This window comes from Kitasatospora sp. NPDC052868, assembly GCF_044547105.1.
Lineage (GTDB): Bacteria > Actinomycetota > Actinomycetes > Streptomycetales > Streptomycetaceae > Kitasatospora.
Window position 1 is genome coordinate 70828 of sequence record NZ_JBITZW010000022.1, and the last position, 17205, is coordinate 88032.

General features: G+C 74.7%; 16 protein-coding genes. 9 read left to right on the plus strand and 7 right to left on the minus strand.

The features are described 5' to 3' along the window. Nucleotides 1–107 precede the first annotated feature (107 nt). Nucleotides 108–647, minus strand: a complete 540-nt coding sequence (locus ACIGZJ_RS28925) for a PTS-dependent dihydroxyacetone kinase phosphotransferase subunit DhaM (RefSeq protein ID WP_396460012.1) — start codon at nucleotides 645–647, stop codon at nucleotides 108–110. A gap of 290 nt (nucleotides 648–937) precedes the next feature. Here ACIGZJ_RS28925 and ACIGZJ_RS28930 point away from each other — a divergent pair, with 290 nt between their 5' ends. The 3 genes from ACIGZJ_RS28930 (at nucleotide 938) to ACIGZJ_RS28940 (ending at nucleotide 4316) form a co-directional block, all read left to right on the plus strand. Then, on the plus strand, nucleotides 938–1177 hold the full coding sequence (locus ACIGZJ_RS28930) for a DUF397 domain-containing protein (RefSeq protein ID WP_392941302.1): 240 nt from the start codon (nucleotides 938–940) through the stop codon (nucleotides 1175–1177). A 1021-nt stretch (nucleotides 1178–2198) separates the two neighbouring features. Beyond that, nucleotides 2199–2693: a hypothetical protein gene (locus ACIGZJ_RS28935; protein ID WP_387951031.1), complete on the plus strand. Its 495-nt coding sequence runs from the start codon at nucleotides 2199–2201 to the stop codon at nucleotides 2691–2693. A gap of 342 nt (nucleotides 2694–3035) precedes the next feature. After that, nucleotides 3036–4316 (plus strand): acyl-CoA dehydrogenase family protein, encoded by a 1281-nt coding sequence (locus ACIGZJ_RS28940; RefSeq protein WP_396460013.1) that lies wholly within the window; start codon nucleotides 3036–3038, stop codon nucleotides 4314–4316. A gap of 130 nt (nucleotides 4317–4446) precedes the next feature. Here the strand turns inward: ACIGZJ_RS28940 and ACIGZJ_RS28945 are convergent, their stop codons facing one another. After that, a complete protein-coding gene (locus ACIGZJ_RS28945; protein WP_392941903.1) occupies nucleotides 4447–5658 on the minus strand; it encodes a phosphotransferase in 1212 nt (403 codons plus the stop codon). Between the two features lie 470 nt (nucleotides 5659–6128). On the opposite strand from ACIGZJ_RS28945, the gene ACIGZJ_RS28950 reads away from it, so the two are divergent. Beyond that, complete coding sequence (locus ACIGZJ_RS28950; protein ID WP_396460014.1) at nucleotides 6129–7610, plus strand: hypothetical protein; 1482 nt, start codon at nucleotides 6129–6131, stop codon at nucleotides 7608–7610. Nucleotides 7611–7756: 146 nt separating this feature from the next. Here ACIGZJ_RS28950 and ACIGZJ_RS28955 read toward each other — a convergent pair whose 3' ends face one another. Then, entirely contained in the window at nucleotides 7757–8254 is a 498-nt protein-coding gene (locus ACIGZJ_RS28955; protein WP_396460015.1) for a hypothetical protein, read from the minus strand. 271 nt (nucleotides 8255–8525) lie between these two features. Here ACIGZJ_RS28955 and ACIGZJ_RS28960 point away from each other — a divergent pair, with 271 nt between their 5' ends. After that, the gene (locus ACIGZJ_RS28960; protein ID WP_396460016.1) at nucleotides 8526–10037 is read left to right on the plus strand and encodes a HEAT repeat domain-containing protein; all 1512 of its coding nucleotides are present in this window, start codon (nucleotides 8526–8528) and stop codon (nucleotides 10035–10037) included. Nucleotides 10038–10267: 230 nt separating this feature from the next. Here ACIGZJ_RS28960 and ACIGZJ_RS28965 read toward each other — a convergent pair whose 3' ends face one another. Next, nucleotides 10268–11110, minus strand: coding sequence for an undecaprenyl-diphosphate phosphatase (locus tag ACIGZJ_RS28965; RefSeq protein ID WP_392941916.1), 843 nt, complete (start codon nucleotides 11108–11110; stop codon nucleotides 10268–10270). Nucleotides 11111–11341: 231 nt separating this feature from the next. Next, nucleotides 11342–12034, minus strand: a complete 693-nt coding sequence (locus ACIGZJ_RS28970; protein ID WP_396460017.1) for a class I SAM-dependent methyltransferase — start codon at nucleotides 12032–12034, stop codon at nucleotides 11342–11344. 219 nt (nucleotides 12035–12253) lie between these two features. Here ACIGZJ_RS28970 and ACIGZJ_RS28975 point away from each other — a divergent pair, with 219 nt between their 5' ends. Next, nucleotides 12254–12832 (plus strand): DUF4396 domain-containing protein, encoded by a 579-nt coding sequence (locus ACIGZJ_RS28975; protein WP_396460039.1) that lies wholly within the window; start codon nucleotides 12254–12256, stop codon nucleotides 12830–12832. 115 nt (nucleotides 12833–12947) lie between these two features. On the opposite strand, the gene ACIGZJ_RS28980 is transcribed toward ACIGZJ_RS28975, so the two are convergent. Continuing rightward, a complete protein-coding gene (locus tag ACIGZJ_RS28980; RefSeq protein ID WP_396460018.1) occupies nucleotides 12948–13481 on the minus strand; it encodes a PadR family transcriptional regulator in 534 nt (177 codons plus the stop codon). A gap of 161 nt (nucleotides 13482–13642) precedes the next feature. Between ACIGZJ_RS28980 and ACIGZJ_RS28985 the strand changes: the two genes are divergently transcribed. The 3 genes from ACIGZJ_RS28985 (at nucleotide 13643) to ACIGZJ_RS28995 (ending at nucleotide 16245) form a co-directional block, all read left to right on the plus strand. After that, on the plus strand, nucleotides 13643–14410 hold the full coding sequence (locus ACIGZJ_RS28985) for an alpha/beta fold hydrolase (RefSeq protein ID WP_396460019.1): 768 nt from the start codon (nucleotides 13643–13645) through the stop codon (nucleotides 14408–14410). A 429-nt stretch (nucleotides 14411–14839) separates the two neighbouring features. Further along, nucleotides 14840–15811, plus strand: a complete 972-nt coding sequence (locus ACIGZJ_RS28990; protein ID WP_396460040.1) for an aminoglycoside phosphotransferase family protein — start codon at nucleotides 14840–14842, stop codon at nucleotides 15809–15811. Between the two features lie 104 nt (nucleotides 15812–15915). Beyond that, on the plus strand, nucleotides 15916–16245 hold the full coding sequence (locus ACIGZJ_RS28995; RefSeq protein ID WP_396460020.1) for a hypothetical protein: 330 nt from the start codon (nucleotides 15916–15918) through the stop codon (nucleotides 16243–16245). A 94-nt stretch (nucleotides 16246–16339) separates the two neighbouring features. Here ACIGZJ_RS28995 and ACIGZJ_RS29000 read toward each other — a convergent pair whose 3' ends face one another. Beyond that, nucleotides 16340–17203: a biotin-dependent carboxyltransferase family protein gene (locus ACIGZJ_RS29000; protein ID WP_396460021.1), complete on the minus strand. Its 864-nt coding sequence runs from the start codon at nucleotides 17201–17203 to the stop codon at nucleotides 16340–16342. Nucleotides 17204–17205: the final 2 nt, after the last annotated feature.

Here is a 17205-nt window from a genome sequence, read left to right on the forward strand (position 1 = left end):
CCGCCGTGGGGTGGAACGGTGATACCCGGCCGACCGGCCGCATCGGGCCGGTCCTGACCCGCCGGAACGGGGAGCCGGGGGGACGCGACGGCCCAGACCGGGCCCGGTCAGTCCTTGCGCTGCCGGTAGGCCTCCTCGGCGGCGTCCAGCACCGCCGCGAGGTCGCCGCCGGCCGTCGCGGTGGCGACGGCGGCCACCGCGCCCTCCACGAACGGGGCGTCGGCGAACCGGACGGGGAACGGCAGGCCGTGCTCGTCCGCGGCGGCGAGCAGGGCGCGCACGGTGCCCACCGCGCCGCCCAGGTCCGCCAGCACCACCACCCCGTGGCCCTGGTCGACCCGGCGGGTGGCGGCGGCGACCAGTACCGCGCTGATGCCGGGGCCGGACACCAGGTCGCCACCGGTACCGACGACCGGGGCGGGGGAGTCGGAGCCGACCAGTGCCAGGGCCAGGGCGCGGACGGCGGTGGCGAGGTCCCGGCTGTGCGAGACCAGGACGATCCCGACCCGTCCGTGCGTGGGCGGCCGGCCCGGCGCGGTCCGGGGCTGCGGGGCGCGGCCGGGCGGGGTGCGTGGCGCCGGGGGGTGGGCCGAGGGGGCCTCGGAGATGGGGATGACATCGGCGCGGGTGCCGTCCCGGCGGCTCATCGGCTTCTCCTGGGGGCGATGGGTGGGGGCCTTCCACACTCTGGCAGCTGTCCGCCGCCCAGCGGCGCGGGACACGGCCGGCCCGGCCTCGCTTTGGGACCTGTCCGGCACCGCCGGGCGGCCGACGGGGTCGCAGGACGGGGTCGGAGAGCGGGGCGGACGGCGGGGACCGGTCCCCGGTCGGGGGAGTCCTCGGCAACCCGCTGAACTCGGCGGCGGCGGTGGCTAGGCTGGCGTCCGACAAGCCGTCGGGAGGAGACCGGATAGTGGCAGCCAACATCGGGACTGACGTGGAGACGGCCGGCGCGGCGCAGGAGCTCGCGCCGAGCGGGAAGCCGAGGGTGGACTTCACCGGAGCGACCTGGTTGTGCAGCAGCCAGGGCGTCGGGGACGTCCAGATCGCCTTCGTGGACGGCTACATCGGGATGCGGGACGGTCGCCAGGAGGACGGCCCGGTTCTGGTGTTCACGCCCGGCGAGTGGCGGGCCTTCGTGCTCGGCGCACGGGACGGCGAGTTCGACCTCACCTGAGGCGGGATTCGAGCGGGCCCCTTCGCCGGGGCCCGCTTCCGCACGTCCTGCCCCGTCCGCGCGTCCTGCCTGGGCCCGTGCAGCCCGGGCTCGGGCTGCACGGGCCCCAAGACCTACCCGGTCCTCAAGGCCTGCCCGATCCGGAGGGACCGCCTCCGGACGGGCTTGACGCGCGAATCCCCGACGCCCGGGTTCTTGACGGCTCGGTCCTTGACAGGCAGGTCCTTGACGCGGCCGAGCGGTCTCCCGCACGGCCGCTCCGGCCAGCGCCTTGGGGCAGCGAAGCGACTCCGGTCCTGCCCGTTGGTGCAGACCTGGCGGGCCGCAGAACCCCCGCCAAACCCCCGAACAACGCCCGGCAGGTCACGTTTCCCTACCCGCCAGGTCACAGATCATCGCTTGAGCGTGCCCCGTCATAATTTCTGTTGACTGTTAGACAAACGCAGCTCAGAGTATGAGCACAGGCAGACGCCGTGCCCACCGCCCCCACGCGGCCAGACACGGCGCCTGCTGTGTGGCCCGGCAGCGCTAGCCAGGCCTGCCTCCCAGTCATCCCCTGCGCACCGGGGTGCGTCGGCCGGTCCCGGCCCACAAGGGGCCGGCAGTCGCCGGGAGGCTGGCACCGACGCCGAGAGCGACTCGACGGCGGAACCGGGTGCTCGGGACCCGCACGCCCCCACGCGGCGGCGTCCCGAGCAGATCCGCGGGAGCGACGGGCCGGGGCCCCGCGGACCTTGCTTGTGTGACATGGAACTGTTGGCTTGTGTGCTGTGCTGTGTGCGACGACGAAGCTGGGTGCTCGGCGGATCGGCACGACAATGTGCACAGTGAGGGATACGCGTGTAGGGCCGCGTTGCGACATGCCGTCCCCCCGGAGGGTGAAACCCAGAACGGCTGTCGTGCTGAACCGAACGTAGCCCGGACGGTTGCTCAGAGTCAACATTGGTCTCTGAGCGTCGATCTCCGTCCGGTGCCCCACCCACCCCGCGAACGCGGTGTGCCGGGCACGTACGATGTTCCCATGTCTTTTCTCCGCCGTCGCTCCGGACAGCCCGCCGGCCCGGACTTCGACGTGCTCGCGATGGACCCGGGCGACTGGCCCGGCGACTTCGGTGCGGCCATGATGACCGGCCCGGACGGCTCCTGCCAGGGTATTTTCCTGCGCTACGACCTGTTCGGGGGCAGAGGCCCGGCGATGTTCATCGGCAACCTCCCCGAGGGCTCGCCCGCCAGGGAGACCGGGGACGAGGTGCCCTTCGAGGTCCGGCAGCTGCTCGCGGCGCTGGAGAACGAGGAACCGGTCGAGTTCGTCTCGGTCGAGGACTTCCCCGTGATGCTCGGCGACGACCTGCTGATCGTGAAGAAGGTCAAGGTCAGCGAGGGTCGGGTGTTCTGCTCCCAGTTCGGGCGCAGCGACGGCGTCCAGGTCACCATCGCCTCCTGGGACCGGCCGATTTCGGACGACCTCTACCAGTTGCTCAAGCCGCTCCCGGCGGACATGTTCCAGCAGGGCTGAACCCGGCGGGCCGGTGCGTCGGCCCGGCCGGGCCGGGGCCCGCTCCCCGGGCGCTGCTTGACGGTTTCGATCACCGCTTCGTACAGTCGCGAACATGTCGTGCCGTCTCCCGCTGCTGACCCGCCGCAGCTATCTGGACCTGCGGCGCACCGCCAGCGCGGCGTGTCCGGGCCACTGAGGGGGATTCGTCCCCGAGGCGGTGGGTGGTCGGCCGAGCGGCCGGCGCCGATCCGGGGGCGGATGTTGCGCTGACCTCCGGGGCCGCCAACCGGTACCGCACGCCCGTCCGGCGTGCCGCCCGCAGTTGCCGAGCCCACGCTGCCGCCCGGAGGCACCAGCACCATGACCAGCACCGCGACCACCACCACCGGCGACGAGTCGCCGCTCGCCGCCGCGCTCGCCGGACTGCCCCGGGTCGTCGACCTGCTCGCCGCCCGCGCGGAGGAGCACGACCGCGACGCGACCTTCCCGTACCAGGGCATCGAGGCCGTGCACGAGGCCGGGCTGCTCACCCTGACGGTCGCCCAGCGGTACGGCGGACCGGGTGGCACGCTCGCCGACGTCGTCCGGGTGCTCGCCCAACTCGGGCGCGGGGACGCCTCGGTGGCCGTGGTCACCGCGTTCACCCTGCTTCAGCACGCCGAGCAGGCCCGGACGGCGCCCTGGCCGACGGCCGGCTACCGGCGGCTGCTCACCGAGTCCCGGCGCGGCCCGGCGCTGGTCAACACCCTGCGCGCGGAGCCCGGCGGTCAGGGCGGCGGCGCGCACGGGGCCGGTGGCCCGCCGGCCACGGTGGCCCGGTGGGAGGGCGACGGCTGGCTGCTCAGCGGCCGCAAGACCTACTGTGCCGGTGCCGAGGCGCTGGCCTGGATGGCCGTCACCGCGCGGACCGACGAGCCGGTGCCGCGGATCGGCACCTTCCTGGTGCGGGGCGAGAGCGAGGGCATCGAGGTCGACCCGACCTGGGACCAGCTCGGTCTGCGGGCCAGCGCCTGCCACGACGTGGTGCTGGACGACGTCCGGGTGCCGGCCGACCTCGCGCTCGGCCTGACCGCGCCGAGGGCCTCCGCCTCGCAGAAGGCCGCACCGAACGCCCCGCTGAAGGCCGCGCCGAAGACCTCCGCCGCACCCGGCTCCGGCCCCGGTCGGGCCGCCGCCGCCGAACTCACCCGCGCCTGGCACGACCTGGCGCTCTCCGCCGTCGCCCTCGGGGTCGCCCGCTCCGCCCAGGACTGGCTGGTCCGCTTCCTCAACCAGCGCACTCCGGCCAATCTGACCGAGCCGCTCGGCAGCCTGCCCCGCTACCGCTGCGCCCTGGGTGAGATCGAGGCCCAGTTGATCGGCGCCGAGGAACTGGTCAACGGCCTGGCCCCCCGGGTCGATCTGGCCGAGCCGGACGCCGTGGCCAGGACCGGCCCCGCCCACCTGCTGGCCACCCGCGCCGCGATAGCCGCCGTGCAGCAGGCGGTGTCGCTGACCGGCAACCCGGGGCTGAGCCGGCGTCACCCGTTGGAGCGCTACCTGCGCGACGTGCTCAGCAGCCGGGTGCACCTCGCCCCGGACGAGGCCGTCCTGGACGCCGCCGGGCGGGCCGCCCTGGAACGCGGCGGCCCCCGACCGTAGCCCGGCCCCGGACGCGCGCTCAGCGGCCGCCCCGCGCGCCGGTGTTGTACGCCGGTCTCGCGCGCCGGCGCGCAACACCGGACCGGGCTCGGGGCCTGGTGTCAGGCCCCGGCCTCAGCGGGCGCGGACCTCAGCGGGTGCCGACCGCGGCCCGGACGGCCCGGCGGGCCAGCGCGGCGTCGTCGTACAGCCGGCGGATCATGATCCGCTGCTCCTCGCCGGCGCCCGGCACGTCGTACAGCCGGATCTCCCGCATCAGCACCAGCACCAGGTTGACCAGGAACGCGTCCCGGGCCAGCGTGCCGCCGCTCTGGGCGAGTTGGCTGATCTGGCGGCGGGCCGCGGTGTCCCCGGAGAGCACGCTCCACAGCACCGCGAGGTCGTAGCCCGGCAGGTACCAGCCGGCCTGTTCCCAGTCCACCAGCACCGGCCCGGAGGGCGCCAGCAGCATGTTGCTGAGCAGCGCGTCGCCGTGGCAGAGCTGGAGCGGGGTGTGGCTCAGGCCGTGCAGCAGACCGCGCAGGTCGCCGGCGTCCCGGTCGGTGAGCTGGCCCACCGAGTGGTACCGGGCCACCTCCAACTGGTAGTCCAGCCGTGGCTGGAACACGTCGGTCGGCGGCCGCCACAGGTTGAGCGTGCGGACGGCGGTGAGCAGCGCCCGGACCTCGCCCGGGGTGGGCGAGTTGACGGGGTGGCGCTCGCGGGCGGCGGGCCGGCCGGGCACCCGCTCCATGACGAGTACGCAGCGGTCGTGGTCGGCCGCGACCAGCCGGGGCAGCCGGACCGGCGGACGGTGCCGGACGAAGGCCCGGTAGACCGCGACCTCGTGGTGGAAGTCCGCCACCAGCTGTTCGAAGTGCTCACCTCGGACCGCCTGTGGGGAAAGGCACTTGGCGACCACCGGGGCACGCCCGATGGTGCCCGCCACCAGGATGTGGCGGCTCCCCTCCCGCAGCACCTGGCGCGGGGTGAACGCGGGACATATCCGCGCGACGCTCGCGAGGGCGGCCCGCACCGTCGGGGTCTGCAGGGCGGCCGGGTCGATCCGCTCGGGACCGCCGGGCTGGCCCGGGCGGTGCGGCGGACGCAGCGCCCGGCCGTCGCCGGGACGGGCGAAGGGGGGCCGGGGAGCGGTGGCCGGGGAGGCCTCGGGGGTGCGCAGTCCCAGCGCCGCACGGCCGGCCTGGCCCCGCGCGTCCGTGGACCGGCCGTCGGCACCGCGCGGGGCCGCGGGGCGGCTCGGCGGCACCTGCTTCGGGCCGGGACGGCCGGTGGCTGCGGTGGGGGGGCGCAGCGCGGTGCGGGTCGCGGTCGGCGTGGGGGTGGTCGCTGAGGAGTACATGGGGTGAGGGTGGTCCCTTCCTGTCCGTCGGCGGGTGGGCCCCGCGGTGCGGGGAGGCCGGTGCCTTGTGCTTCCTGGCGTGGCGGCGGCCCTTGCCCGGTGCGATGGGTGGAGCGCGGGCGCCGGGCACGGACGCGGGGCCGAAGCCCCTGCGGCAGTGGACCGGCCGCCCGCACCCTGGGGAATGCGGTCGACCGGTGCTGCCGTGGCCGTGCCCGGCGCCCCCGCGCCACCCGGCCGCGCCACCCCCTCGGGTGAGGACCGGGGACGCCCTGTGACACGGACGGGGGAGGACCCCGGACCCGGCCTTGGGCGCCTCCGACCCGAGGGGCGAGGTGGCGCACCTCTACATGACACCCGGACGGCACTGGTTGGTAATGTGGCGGACCCTGGCGAAGCCTGGCGAATGCTCGCCTGGCACATGACGGAGCCTCTAGCCTCGAACCAGCCGAGGAACCTGGGGGCTTCACGTGAGCAGGGGACCCAACACCCGACTCGCCGATCTGTTCGTCCTGGCCGGATGGTCCAAGGGCGAGCTCGCGCGGCTGGTCAACCGTCGGGGTGCCGCGATGGGACAGCAGCAGCTGTCCACCGACACCTCGAGGGTGCGACGTTGGATCGAGCAGGGGGAGATCCCGCGCGATCCGGTGCCGAGGGTGTTGGCAGCCGTGTTCACGGAGCGGCTCGGCCGTGTCGTCACCACTGAGGACCTCGGTCTGGAACGACACCGGCCCACCAGGTCCGGAGCGGCGCAGTCCGCAGCAGTGCCATGGGAGCCGGATCGAACGGCCGCGGTCCTCACCGAGTTCACGGGAATGGACCTCATGCTCAACCGACGTGGATTGGTGGGCGCGGGCGCCGCGCTCACGGCCGGGGCGGTCATCGCCGACTCCCTGAAGGGCTGGTTGGGAGGGGACGCGGTCGCGTACGCGGCCGAGGTCCCCGGCCCCCGGCAGGTCGTCACCCAGGGCGGTGCGCGGCCGGTGGTGGATGTGTACGACGCGGGCCCGGTCGGGCTCGACGAGGTGGAGGCGCTGGAGCGCTCCGTCCAGGTCTTCCGGGCCTGGGACGCGGCGCGCGGCGGCGGACTGCAGCGCAAGGCGGTGGTCGGTCAGCTCAACGAGGTGGGCGGGTTGTTGACGCACCGCCACAACCAGGTGGTGGAGCAGAGGTTGTGGCTGGTCGCCGCCAACCTGGCGGTGCTGGCCGGCTGGATGTCGCACGACGTGGGCCTGGAGTCGACGGCGCAGAAGTACTTCATGATCGCCGCGGAGTCGGCCAAGGAGGCCGGCGACCGACCGCGGGCCGGCGAGGCGATCTCCCGGGCCGCCCGGCAGATGGTCCACCTCGGCCGGGCCGACGACGCGCTCGACCTGATGTCCGCGGCCAGGGCCGGCGGCGGCCGGGTGCTGCCCAGGACGCGGGCGATGCTGAACACCGTGGAGGCCTGGGCGCACGCCTCGATCGGGCACTCGCAGGACACCTACCGGCTGCTCGGCGAGGCCGAGGACCTCTTCGCCGAGGACGTGACCGAGCCGCCGCCGTCCTGGATGCAGCTGTTCGACGAGGCCGAGCTGCGCGGGATGCAGGCGCTGGTGCTGCGCACGCTCTCCGAGCACGACCCGTCGGCGGCCCCGCAGGCCCGTCGGCACGCCGAGCGGGTGATCAAGCTGCGCGAGGGCACGGGGCAGCTGCGTTCGGCGCTGTTCGACCGGCTCACGCTGGCCTCGCTGCACTGGATCACCGGTGAGCCGGACGCGGCGGAGTTCCAGGCCAAGATGGTGATGAACCTGATCGGGCAGAACTCCTCGCACCGCACGTGGGACCGGTTGCGGGAGATGTACCGGTTGACCGCCCGCTACCGCGGCCTGCCGGTGGTGGACGAGCTCCGGGCCGAGCTGGGCCGGGAGCTGCGGACGGCGGACGCCAAGAACCGGCCGAAGCCGGCCTGATCCCCGGCCGGGGTTCGGGCCGGTGGTGTTCGGGCAGGGGCTGGGCCGCGTTCGGGTCGGGCTTCGGCGGGCCTTCGGCGGGTCGGGCGTCGAGTCGGCGTTGAGCCGGGATCGAGCGGGCCCGGCCTCGGGCGGGCCGGCTTCGGTCAGGCCGGGCGGAGCATCATCCGCAGGGCGGTGACGGTGCCGTCCACGCCGATCACCGGCTCGCCCGCGCACTCGACCGCGCCGTGCCCGCCGCCGGGCCGGCGGACCAGGACGGTGCCGACCGCGCAGCGTCCGTGCACCAGGGCGTCGGTCATCATCCGGCGCAGCAGCGGCCGGTCGGCCTCGTCGAGCCGGTCGGGCAGCCGGTCGAGGCTGAGCGGGGCCTGCCCGGGGTCGCACCCGAGCAGTCGGAACGTCTCCGCCGACCACCGGATGTCGTCGGTCAGGAGGTTCCACTCGGCCGAGCCGACGCCGGGCCCGGGCGGCGTCTGTGCGGTGCCGTCCATCGTGCTGCCCACGCTGCCGTCCGTCGCGTCGTCCGCCGGTCCCGTCGCCGAGGCGGTCGGACCGCCTGCCGCTTCGTCCGCGGGGCTGTCCGCCGGGCCTTCCGCCATGGCGGTGCCCGGCGGACGGGCGGCGGGGCTGGAGGGGCTCATAGCAGATCCATCGGGCCGGGGGCAGGGCGGGGTGGTGGAACGACTGTCGCACAGCCGCGTCCCCCCGGTGAGGGATTTGCCGAGATCCCGGCAAAATTCCTGCGGCATATGCCAGTGCGGTGCAAGGGTCCATCGCCCTGTGTGCGGCGGGGCGTCCCAGGCGGTAACCTTCGGTGATTCCGGCGCCCGGGCGCCCACCGCAGTACCGACCAGAGCCCCCGGCGACGGAAATCCCGTTGCCACTACGACCGCCGCAACGGATGCTGACCTCATGTTCGAGCCAGTGATAGCACCTAGTGCCAGCCTCCTCGGCCTCCTTCAGCGAGGCCGCGGTGACGGGCAGCTCCATGCGCTGGCCGCCGACCGCACCGAAGCCATTGCCGCGCTGCAGGAGTGCGTCACCAGGGATCCGCGAGCCGACTGGCAGGTCGAGAACCGCTCCCTCTACTACGCACGCCTCTACATGGAGCTGGAGGCGCCGCTCGGCGGCATCGAGGACCACCTGCACGACCCGGAGGACCTCCTCGACGACGACGAGGGCCGGACGGGCCTCGCGCTGTCGGTCCTGGGCCACCTCGCCGCGTACGGCCGGCGCGACGCGCTGCTGATGCTGCGCGAGTACGCCGCCACCGGCACCAACTGGGCCTGGGCCCTGGACGAGCTGGCGCTGCGCGACGACGACCGCGGCCTGCTGCTGCTCGGCACCGCGGTGCTGGACCGGTTCGCGCCCGGCCCCGAGGGCGACGCCGAGCTGCGCGAGGTCATCCGCGGCGCGTACGAGCCGAGGCCCTGGCGGCTCTGGGCCGCCTACCACCCGAGGGTCGCCGCCGCGAGCGAGCAGTCCCCCTTCGACGTCTGGCAGCGCCAGCTGAACCGCAGCGGTGCCACCCCCGGCTGGTCCACCGCCGACGTGCTGGTCTGGGCCGACCAGGGCGACCTCGGCGGACTGACCGCCGGCGCCTTCACCCGGCAGCCCGACCGCCCCGAGTCGGCCCGGGGGTCCGACGGCGATCCGTCCGGCCCCGACGCCGGCGACCGCCGGGCGGCCGCGGCCGCCCGCTGCCTGGCCGCCGTGGTGCGCCCCGAGGACCGTCCCGCCGTGCTGGAGGCCGCCAGTGGCGGTCTGCCCGGCGCCCGGCGGGCCGCCCTGCGCTACCTGGTCGACCAACAGGACCCGGCCGCCGCCATCCTGATCGAGGCCGCCGCCGCCGATGTCGACGACCGGATCGTGCGCACCGCCCTGGAACTGCTCGGCCGGATGCGCGGCCCGGAGGCCCTCGCCCACGCCCGCCGCTGGGCCGACCCGGCCACCGGCGGCGCCGACAGCGCCCTCGGGGAGGCCGCCGTCCAGCTGCTGGCCGATGCCGGCGAGGCCTGTGACGCGCCCCTGGTGGTCGACGGGCTGCGCCGCTGGGTCTCGGTGCGCGGGGTCTCCGGTACCGGGCTCGGGTCGCTGGTCGACGGCGCGGGGCGGCTGGCCGCCGCCGGAGCCGTCCCCGTCCTGCGCCACATCTACGGCGAGGCCGCCTCGTCCGAGCTGCGCGGCCGTGCGGCCCGCGCGCTCGCCGTGACCGACGTGCACTTCCCCGAGGGCCCGGCCGTCGAGTGCCTCTGGGACTGCGAGGAGGCCACCCGGGAGCTCGCCGCCCGGCATGTCGCCACCACCGGCGACGCCCGCGTGCTGGAGCGCCTGCGCCGCCTCGCCGCCGACCCTGCCGAGGAGGCCGAGGTGCACGCCGCCGTCCGCGGCCGCCTGACCGCCGCCCGGGAGCGCGGGCGCTAGATTCCCCTTGGGCCGGTGGCCGGATACGACGAACGGCCCGGGGGCTTCTGCTCCCGGGCCGTTCGCTTGCCGTGCCGTGCCGTGCCGTGCTGTGCTGTGCGGTGCCGTGTCCTGCCGGCCGCTTCCGCTTCCGCTTCCGCTTCCGCTTCCGCCTCCGTCGCGGCGCCGGACCGGCGCCGCCGTGCTGCGGATCGGGGCCGGCGTTCTGCAATGCCGTTCTAGTTCTTGCGCTACTTGACCACGCCGGCGTCGGGGCTGAGCGTGCCGACGCTCACCAGGACGATGATCAGAATGCCGAGCAGCACGCGGTAGACCACGAACGGCATGAAGCTGTTGTTCGAGATGTACTTCAGGAACCAGGCGATCGCGGCGTAGCCGACCACGAAGGCGATCAGGGTGGCCAGGATGGTCGGACCCCAGGCGGGCGCCGGGCCCTCGCCGATCTTGAAGAGCTCCAGCAGGCCCGAGGCCAGCACCGCCGGGATGGCGAGCAGGAACGAGTAGCGGGCCGCCGCCTCGCGGCTGTAGCCGAGCAGCAGGCCCGCGCTGATGGTGCCGCCGGAGCGCGAAACGCCGGGGATGAGCGCCAGTGCCTGGGCGAGGCCGTATCCGGCCGCGTGCGGCAGGGTCAGGTCGCTGATCGGCTTGGCGTGCCGGACGGCCCGGGTGCGGTCGGCCACCGCGAGGATCAGGCCGAAGACGATCAGGGTGGTGCCGATGATCCGCAGGTCGCGGAGGTTGGTCTCGATGGTGTCCTGGAACAGCTTGCCCAGGATGCCGATCGGCAGGGTGCCGATGATCACGAACCAGCCCATCCGGGCGTCCTGGTGCGAGCGCAGCGCCGGACGGAACAGCGAGAGCGTCCAGGTCTTCACGATCGAGGCGATGTCGCGGCGGAAGTAGATCAGCACCGCGGACTCGGTGCCGAGCTGGGTCACGGCGGTGAACGCCGCGCCCGGGTCGTCCCAGCCCAGCAGGGCCGAGAAGACCCGCAGGTGGGCGCTGGAGGAGATCGGCAGGAACTCGGTGAGACCCTGGATCAGGCCGAGGACGGCCCCGTGGAACCAGTCGATCACCGGACACCCGCCCAGGGTATCCGTCGCTCGATGCGCATCAGTGGTCCTTGCTGGTCGGTGCGGGAGCATGCCGACGGCATGCCTGTGTCACATGCCGATGGCATGCGAACCGCCGGTCCCGCCCGGCGCTCGGGCCGCGCGCAGGCCCGGCGCGCGCGCCATGGTACGCGGTGAAGGTGACGACTCTCCGCGCCGCCCCCACCGCCCCGCAGTGCGGCCGCCCGGTGGTCAGCCCGTCGCGAGTGCGCGGACCCAGGTGCGGTCCTCCGTCAGATACGCGTCCACGGCCAGCCCGGCATCCGCCAGGGCCTGCTCGAACTGGGCCGTGTCGAGCGGCCGGGAGCGGAAGGTGTGGGTCCAGCGCGCGTCCGGGAACTCGTACTCGATCAGGACAGCGCGCAGGCCCGGCTCCACCGGGGTGTCCGACACCACGCGGGCCACGCCGTCCGGGCTGAGCCGGCGCTCGCGTGGCACGTTGTCGTGGTAGTCCGCGCCCTCGCGCTGGATCAGCACACAGCCGCCGTCGGCGAGGTGTCGGCGGCAGGTGTCCAGGAGGCCCTGGCGGACGGCCGGGTCGCCCGCGTGCACCAGGAAGGACCCGAGCAGGACGACGTCGAAGCGCTCGCCGAGGTCCAGGTGTTCGATCGGGCTGCGGACCGTCCGGGTGCCGCGGACCCGGGCCAGCATCTCGGCCGACTCGTCCACCGCCGTGACCTGGAACCCGCGCTCCGTCAGGGGGTGGGTCACCCGGCCCACCCCGCAGCCGAGTTCGAGGATGCGCGCGCCGGCGGGCACCGCCCGGGCGATCACCTCCGGTTCGTCGCCGACCAGCAGTCGTTCCCAGAGCTCGACGGCGCAGCCGTCCGGGGTGATCGCCCCCGGGCCGGTCCCGTCGTAGCCCTTGCGTCGCTCAAGGCTCATGCGGTCCATCGGAACACGGACGGGCGTCTTCGGGAAGAGGGCCCGGGGGCGGGGAGGCCGGGCTCGGGAGGGGGCGCGGCGGGCGGGGTGTGATTCGGGGGCGGCCAAAGGTGGCCTGGATACCCCCAGGGGGTATATGGTGGGCATCGAAGCACCGAGGGAACCGGCGCCGGAGAGCACGCGGAGGACGACATGGCACAGCCCGCGCACCACGAGCACCTGCAGCACGAGAACCACCCGGGCGAGCACGCCGGGCATGCCGGGCACGGTGGCCACCACGGTCACGGCGACCACGGTCACGGCGTTCAGCGCGGTCACGGCCGCCACGGTCACGGCGACCGCCAGGGGAGCGCGGCCGCGGCGAGCTGGCGGACCGCCGCGCAGGCCACCCTGCACTGCCTCACCGGCTGCGCCATCGGTGAGATCCTCGGGATGGTCCTCGGTACCGCCTTCGGCCTGCACAACGGTGCGACCGTGGCGCTCTCGGTCCTGCTGGCCTTCGTCTTCGGCTACGCGCTGACGATGCGCGGCGTCCTGCGGGCAGGCCTGGACGTCCGCGCGGCGGTCAAGGTGGCGCTGGCCGCGGACACCGTCTCGATCCTGGTCATGGAACTGATCGACAACACCGTGATGGTCACCGTCCCGGGCGCGATGGACGCCGGTCTCGGCGACGTGCTGTTCTGGTTCGCGCTGGCGGGTTCGCTCGCCCTCGCCTTCCTCCTGACCGTCCCGGTCAACCGGTGGATGATCGCCCGCGGTCGCGGCCACGCGGTCGTCCACGCCCACCACCAGCACTGAGCGCCCTGCGCCGGGTGCGCCTCCTCGCGGCCGCGGCCCGTGCCGACCGGATCAACGGTCGGCACGGGCCGCGGCTGTTTTCGGATTGGGTGGGGCGGCTGCCGGGCGTCGCGGCCTACTGCTGCGGGGTCTCCAGGTCGGCCAGGGTCTCGCGCAGCCAGGCCAGTTCGGTGTCGGTGGTCGCCCGGGCGATCAACAGCATGCCGCGGCGGAACGGGTCCGCGAACTCCTCCGCGCCGACCGGCCGGTCGCCGTCGTAGAAGAAGCTGGCCGGCTCGGCGAGGAAGGCGAGCCGGCGGCGCAGGACGGCGGCCTGCTCGGCGGGGTCGGACAGGTGGCGCAGGAAGCTGAGCACGGTGAACCAGCGGTTCTCGTCGCTGATGTCCAGGGGTTCCGGTGCGCGCAGGCGGTCGAGGAGTGCCGCCTGGCCCGCCTCGGTGAGGTGGAGGGTGTGCCGCGGTGCCGCCGCCGTCCCCGGTTCGGTCTCGCGCACCAGCAGGCCCGCGGCCTCGAGTCGCTTGATCGCCGGGTAGAGCGTGCCGTCGCTGATCGGTCGGACGTGGCCGGTGAGCGCGGCGAGGTGTCGGCGCAGCTCGTAGCCGTGCAGCGGCCGGTCGTGGAGGAACCCGAGGATCGCGAGTTTCAGCATGGGGCCACTCTCTCAGACGTGCTTCGGTATATCGATACCGCTATACCTCGACACCGATGTATGGTCTCACTCGAACGCCCCGGGTTCACCGAGGGGCGTTCGTCGTCGAGCGTTTCCCCACCGCGTTCCCGCGTTCCCGCGTCCCAGCAAGGAGCAATGCCATGCGAGAAGCCCCCGTCACCCCGAACGGCGACCGGATCCGCTGGGTGGAGATCCCCGGGTCCGGTCCGGCCCGGCTCTACCTGCACGGCCTCGGTGCCAGCTCGCCCGTCTACTTCGCCGCCGCCGCCGTCCACCCGCTGCTCGCCGGTCGCCGCTCGCTCCTGCTCGACCTGCTGGGCTTCGGCATCAGCGACCGGCCTGCCGACTTCTCGTACACCCTGGAGGCCCATGCCGATGCGGTGGCGACCGCCCTGGACGCCGCCGGTGTGACGGGCGCCGAGGTGGTCGCGCACAGCATGGGCGGCGCGGTCGCGATCGTGCTGGCCTACCGGCATCCGCACCTGGTCTCGCGGCTCGTCCTGGTGGACTCCAACCTCGACCCGATCACCCCCACCCGCCGTCCGGGCAGCAGCGGGATCGCCACCTTCACCGAGGAGGCGTTCCTGAACGGGGGACTGCAGGAGGTACAGCAGTGGGTCGGACCGTTCTGGTGGTCCACCATGCGGCTGGCCGGCCCCGAGGCGCTCCACCGCACCGCCGTCCACGGGACCCGTGGCACCGTCCCGACGATGCGCGAGATACTGCTCGAGCTGGACATCCCGCGTGCGTTCCTCTATCCCGAGGCCGACGGCGAACTCCTCGGTGAGGAGCGCCTACGAGAGGCCGGCGTGGTCGTGACGGCGATTCCGGACTCCGGCCACAACATCATGTTCGACAACCCGGACGACTTTGCAAAGGCTGCCGCCGAGACGCTGGGCGGCCGCTGACACGACGTGCCGCAGTGGCGTGTCGTGCTGGAGCGGCGCTCTGTGCCGGTCCGGCGTGGCGTGCCACTCGGGCGCGATGTGCCACCCCCGGCGCGCCCCGGGTGGGCGGCGTCGATCCGGCACGTCGTGCCAGGGTGGCATGGTGTGGCACGGCAGGCGCGGCCGGCACGTTGTGCAGGTGACCGCCGCGCAGGTGGCAGGTCGTGCCACCTCGGCGCACCGTGCCCAACCGGCACGGACTGCCATTCGTCTGGGCCCGCCCGTCGGCACGTCGTGCCACCCTGGCGCGACGTGCCGCATCCGCGGGCCCGGCTCGTACCCGCACGACGTGCCGCCCTCTCCGAGGCACCCGTCGAGCCCCGCCCCACCAGCAGGAGCCACCCGCCCATGACGAACGCCGCCTCCGCCGCCGTCCCCGGCCGCGCAGCGATGCCCGCCCGCGCCGCGACTCCTGAAGGAGCCTCCGGGCAGACCCTCGCGCCGCCCCCGGTCCCGAAAGCCCTGGCGGCTTCGCTGGCGGACTCCCGCGGCGAGGCCGGCCGGGCCTGGGTGGCCGGCCTCCCGCTGCTCGCCGAGGAGCTGATGGAGCGCTGGGCACTGCGCCCGGACGGTCCGCCCGCCCACGGCATGGTCGCGCTGGTACTCCCCGTGCTGCGCACGGACGGCACGCCCGCCGTCCTCAAGCTCCAGCCGGTGGACGGGGAGACGGTGGGGGAGCCCGCCGCCCTGCGAGTCTGGGCCGGCCGGAGCGCCGTTCGACTGCTGGACCAGGACCAGGCCTCCGGTGCGATGCTGCTCGAACGCCTGGACCAGGGCCGCTCGCTGCTCGCCGTGCCGGACGACACCGCCGCGCTGCGCACCCTCGCCGAACTGCTGGCCGACCTGACCACCCACCCGGCGCCGCCCGGGCTGCGCCGGCTGTCCGATGTCGCCGACGCACTGCTGGCCGATACCCCGGAGGGGCTTACGGGGCTCGTCGACCCGGCCGACCGCCGCCTGCTCGCCGACTGCGCGGCCGCCCTGCGCGAGGTGCGGGGCGAGCCCGGCGACCGCCTCCTGCACTGGGACCTGCACTACGGCAACGTGCTCGCCGCGCTCGGCCCCGACCCCCGCGCCCCCTGGCTCGCCATCGACCCGAAGCCGCTCGCCGGGGATCCGGCCTTCGAGCTCCTCCCGGCCCTCCGAAACCGCTGGAGCGACCTCGCCGCCGGCGGCGACGTCCCGCGGGCGCTGCACCGCCGCTTCGACCTGATGACCGACGTCCTCGCCCTCGACCGTTCCCGCGCCGCCGCCTGGACCCTCGCCCGGATCCTGCAGAACGCCCTGTGGGACATCGAGGACGGCTCACCCGCCATCGAACCGGCCCAACGCATCCTCGCCGAGGCCCTGTTGACCCGCTGAGCCGGCCGTCCCCCGCGCCCCGGTACCCGCCCGCCAGGCGCCCGCGACCGGACCCGTCCGCCGTAAAATCCGCCCCATCGGGTGTCGAGGCAAAGGGGCGGGAAATGGCCGACGAGCGGTGCGAGCGCTGCGACATGTTCTGGTGCGACTGCCCGGCCGACGGTTCCGTCCCCCGGGCCGACCACCGCCGGAACGCCCTCGGCGCGTCCTGGGCGGGCTGGCCGGAGGGGGCGGCGGTCATCATCTCGAACACCGGCTTCGCCCACCGCCGGGGCTGCTTCCACCTCACGGCGAGCACGTTGACGGCGCCTCAGTTCGGCTGGGTGGCCGTGCCGGTCTCCGGTCACCACATCACGGACGAGCAGCCGCTGCGCGCCACCGCGGGCAACACCGCCCGGGTGGCGACCAAGCCCTGTCCGACCTGCTTCGAGTAGCGGCGTGCCCTCGGCCCGCCGAACGGCGAGGCCCGGGTCGGCCCAGAACCCCTGAGTGCCGGTCCGCCCCGGAAGCCCCCGGAGCGCCAGGCGCTCACCCCGGGAGCAGGACGAACCGGACCGGGGTGCCCGGGCGGGCCTGGGCGGCGCCGGCCAGGTCGGCCGGGGGGACGACGCCGACCACGGGGTAGCCGCCGGTGGTGGGGTGGTCGGCGAGGAAGACCACCGGCCGACCGTCCGGGGGGATCTGGACGGCGCCCAGCACCATGCCCTCGCTCGGGAGTTCGCCGCCCCGGGCCCGGGTGACGGCCGGGCCGTCCGTCCTGAGCGCGATCCGGTTGCTGGCCGGGGCGACCCGGTAGTGCTCGCGGGCCAGCCAGGCGACCGACCGCGGTTCGAACCAGTCCGCGCGCGGGCCGAGCCTCAGGCGCAGCACCAGTTCGGCCGGGGGAGCGGGCAGCGGCACCTGGTCGGGCAGCGGCCGGTACGAGGGGGGCGGTCCGACCGGCAGCCGGTCGCCGGCGGCCAGCGGGACGGGCCCGAGTCCGGAGAGCAGGTCGGCCGAGCGGCTGCCGAGCACCGGCGGGACGGCGATCCCGCCCGCCACCGCCAGGTAGCCGCGCACTCCGTGGGTGGCGGCCCCGACCTCGACCACCGCGCCGGCCGGGACGGCGACGGCCGCGCCCCAGGCCGCGGGGCGACCGTCCACCAGGACCGGGGCCGGCGCGCCGGTGACGGCGACCAGGACCGGGCCGAGCGCGTGCAGGGCGACCCCGCCGAGGGTGGTCTCCAGCCCGGCCGCGTCCGCGTCGTTGCCCACCAGCCGGTTGGCGGCGCGCATCGCGGGCTCGTCGAGCGCGCCCGCCCGGGGCACCCCGAGGTGGGCGACACCGCGTCGGCCGAGGTCCTGAACGGTCGTCAACGGGCCTGGCCGGACGACCTCCAGTTCGGTCACCACCC

Excerpts from the sequence above, each read along its gene's own strand:
- ACIGZJ_RS28925 (WP_396460012.1), bottom strand. The coding sequence starts at position 647 with ATGAGCCGCCGGGACGGCACCCGCGCCGATGTCATCCCCATCTCCGAG.
- ACIGZJ_RS28935 (WP_387951031.1), top strand. The coding sequence starts at position 2,199 with ATGTCTTTTCTCCGCCGTCGCTCCGGACAGCCCGCCGGCCCGGACTTC.
- ACIGZJ_RS28940 (WP_396460013.1), top strand. The coding sequence starts at position 3,036 with ATGACCAGCACCGCGACCACCACCACCGGCGACGAGTCGCCGCTCGCC.
- ACIGZJ_RS28945 (WP_392941903.1), bottom strand. The coding sequence starts at position 5,658 with ATGTACTCCTCAGCGACCACCCCCACGCCGACCGCGACCCGCACCGCG.
- ACIGZJ_RS28955 (WP_396460015.1), bottom strand. The coding sequence starts at position 8,254 with ATGAGCCCCTCCAGCCCCGCCGCCCGTCCGCCGGGCACCGCCATGGCG.
- ACIGZJ_RS28960 (WP_396460016.1), top strand. The coding sequence starts at position 8,526 with ATGTTCGAGCCAGTGATAGCACCTAGTGCCAGCCTCCTCGGCCTCCTT.
- ACIGZJ_RS28970 (WP_396460017.1), bottom strand. The coding sequence starts at position 12,034 with ATGAGCCTTGAGCGACGCAAGGGCTACGACGGGACCGGCCCGGGGGCG.
- ACIGZJ_RS28980 (WP_396460018.1), bottom strand. The coding sequence starts at position 13,481 with ATGCTGAAACTCGCGATCCTCGGGTTCCTCCACGACCGGCCGCTGCAC.
- ACIGZJ_RS28985 (WP_396460019.1), top strand. The coding sequence starts at position 13,643 with ATGCGAGAAGCCCCCGTCACCCCGAACGGCGACCGGATCCGCTGGGTG.
- ACIGZJ_RS28990 (WP_396460040.1), top strand. The coding sequence starts at position 14,840 with ATGCCCGCCCGCGCCGCGACTCCTGAAGGAGCCTCCGGGCAGACCCTC.
- ACIGZJ_RS28995 (WP_396460020.1), top strand. The coding sequence starts at position 15,916 with ATGGCCGACGAGCGGTGCGAGCGCTGCGACATGTTCTGGTGCGACTGC.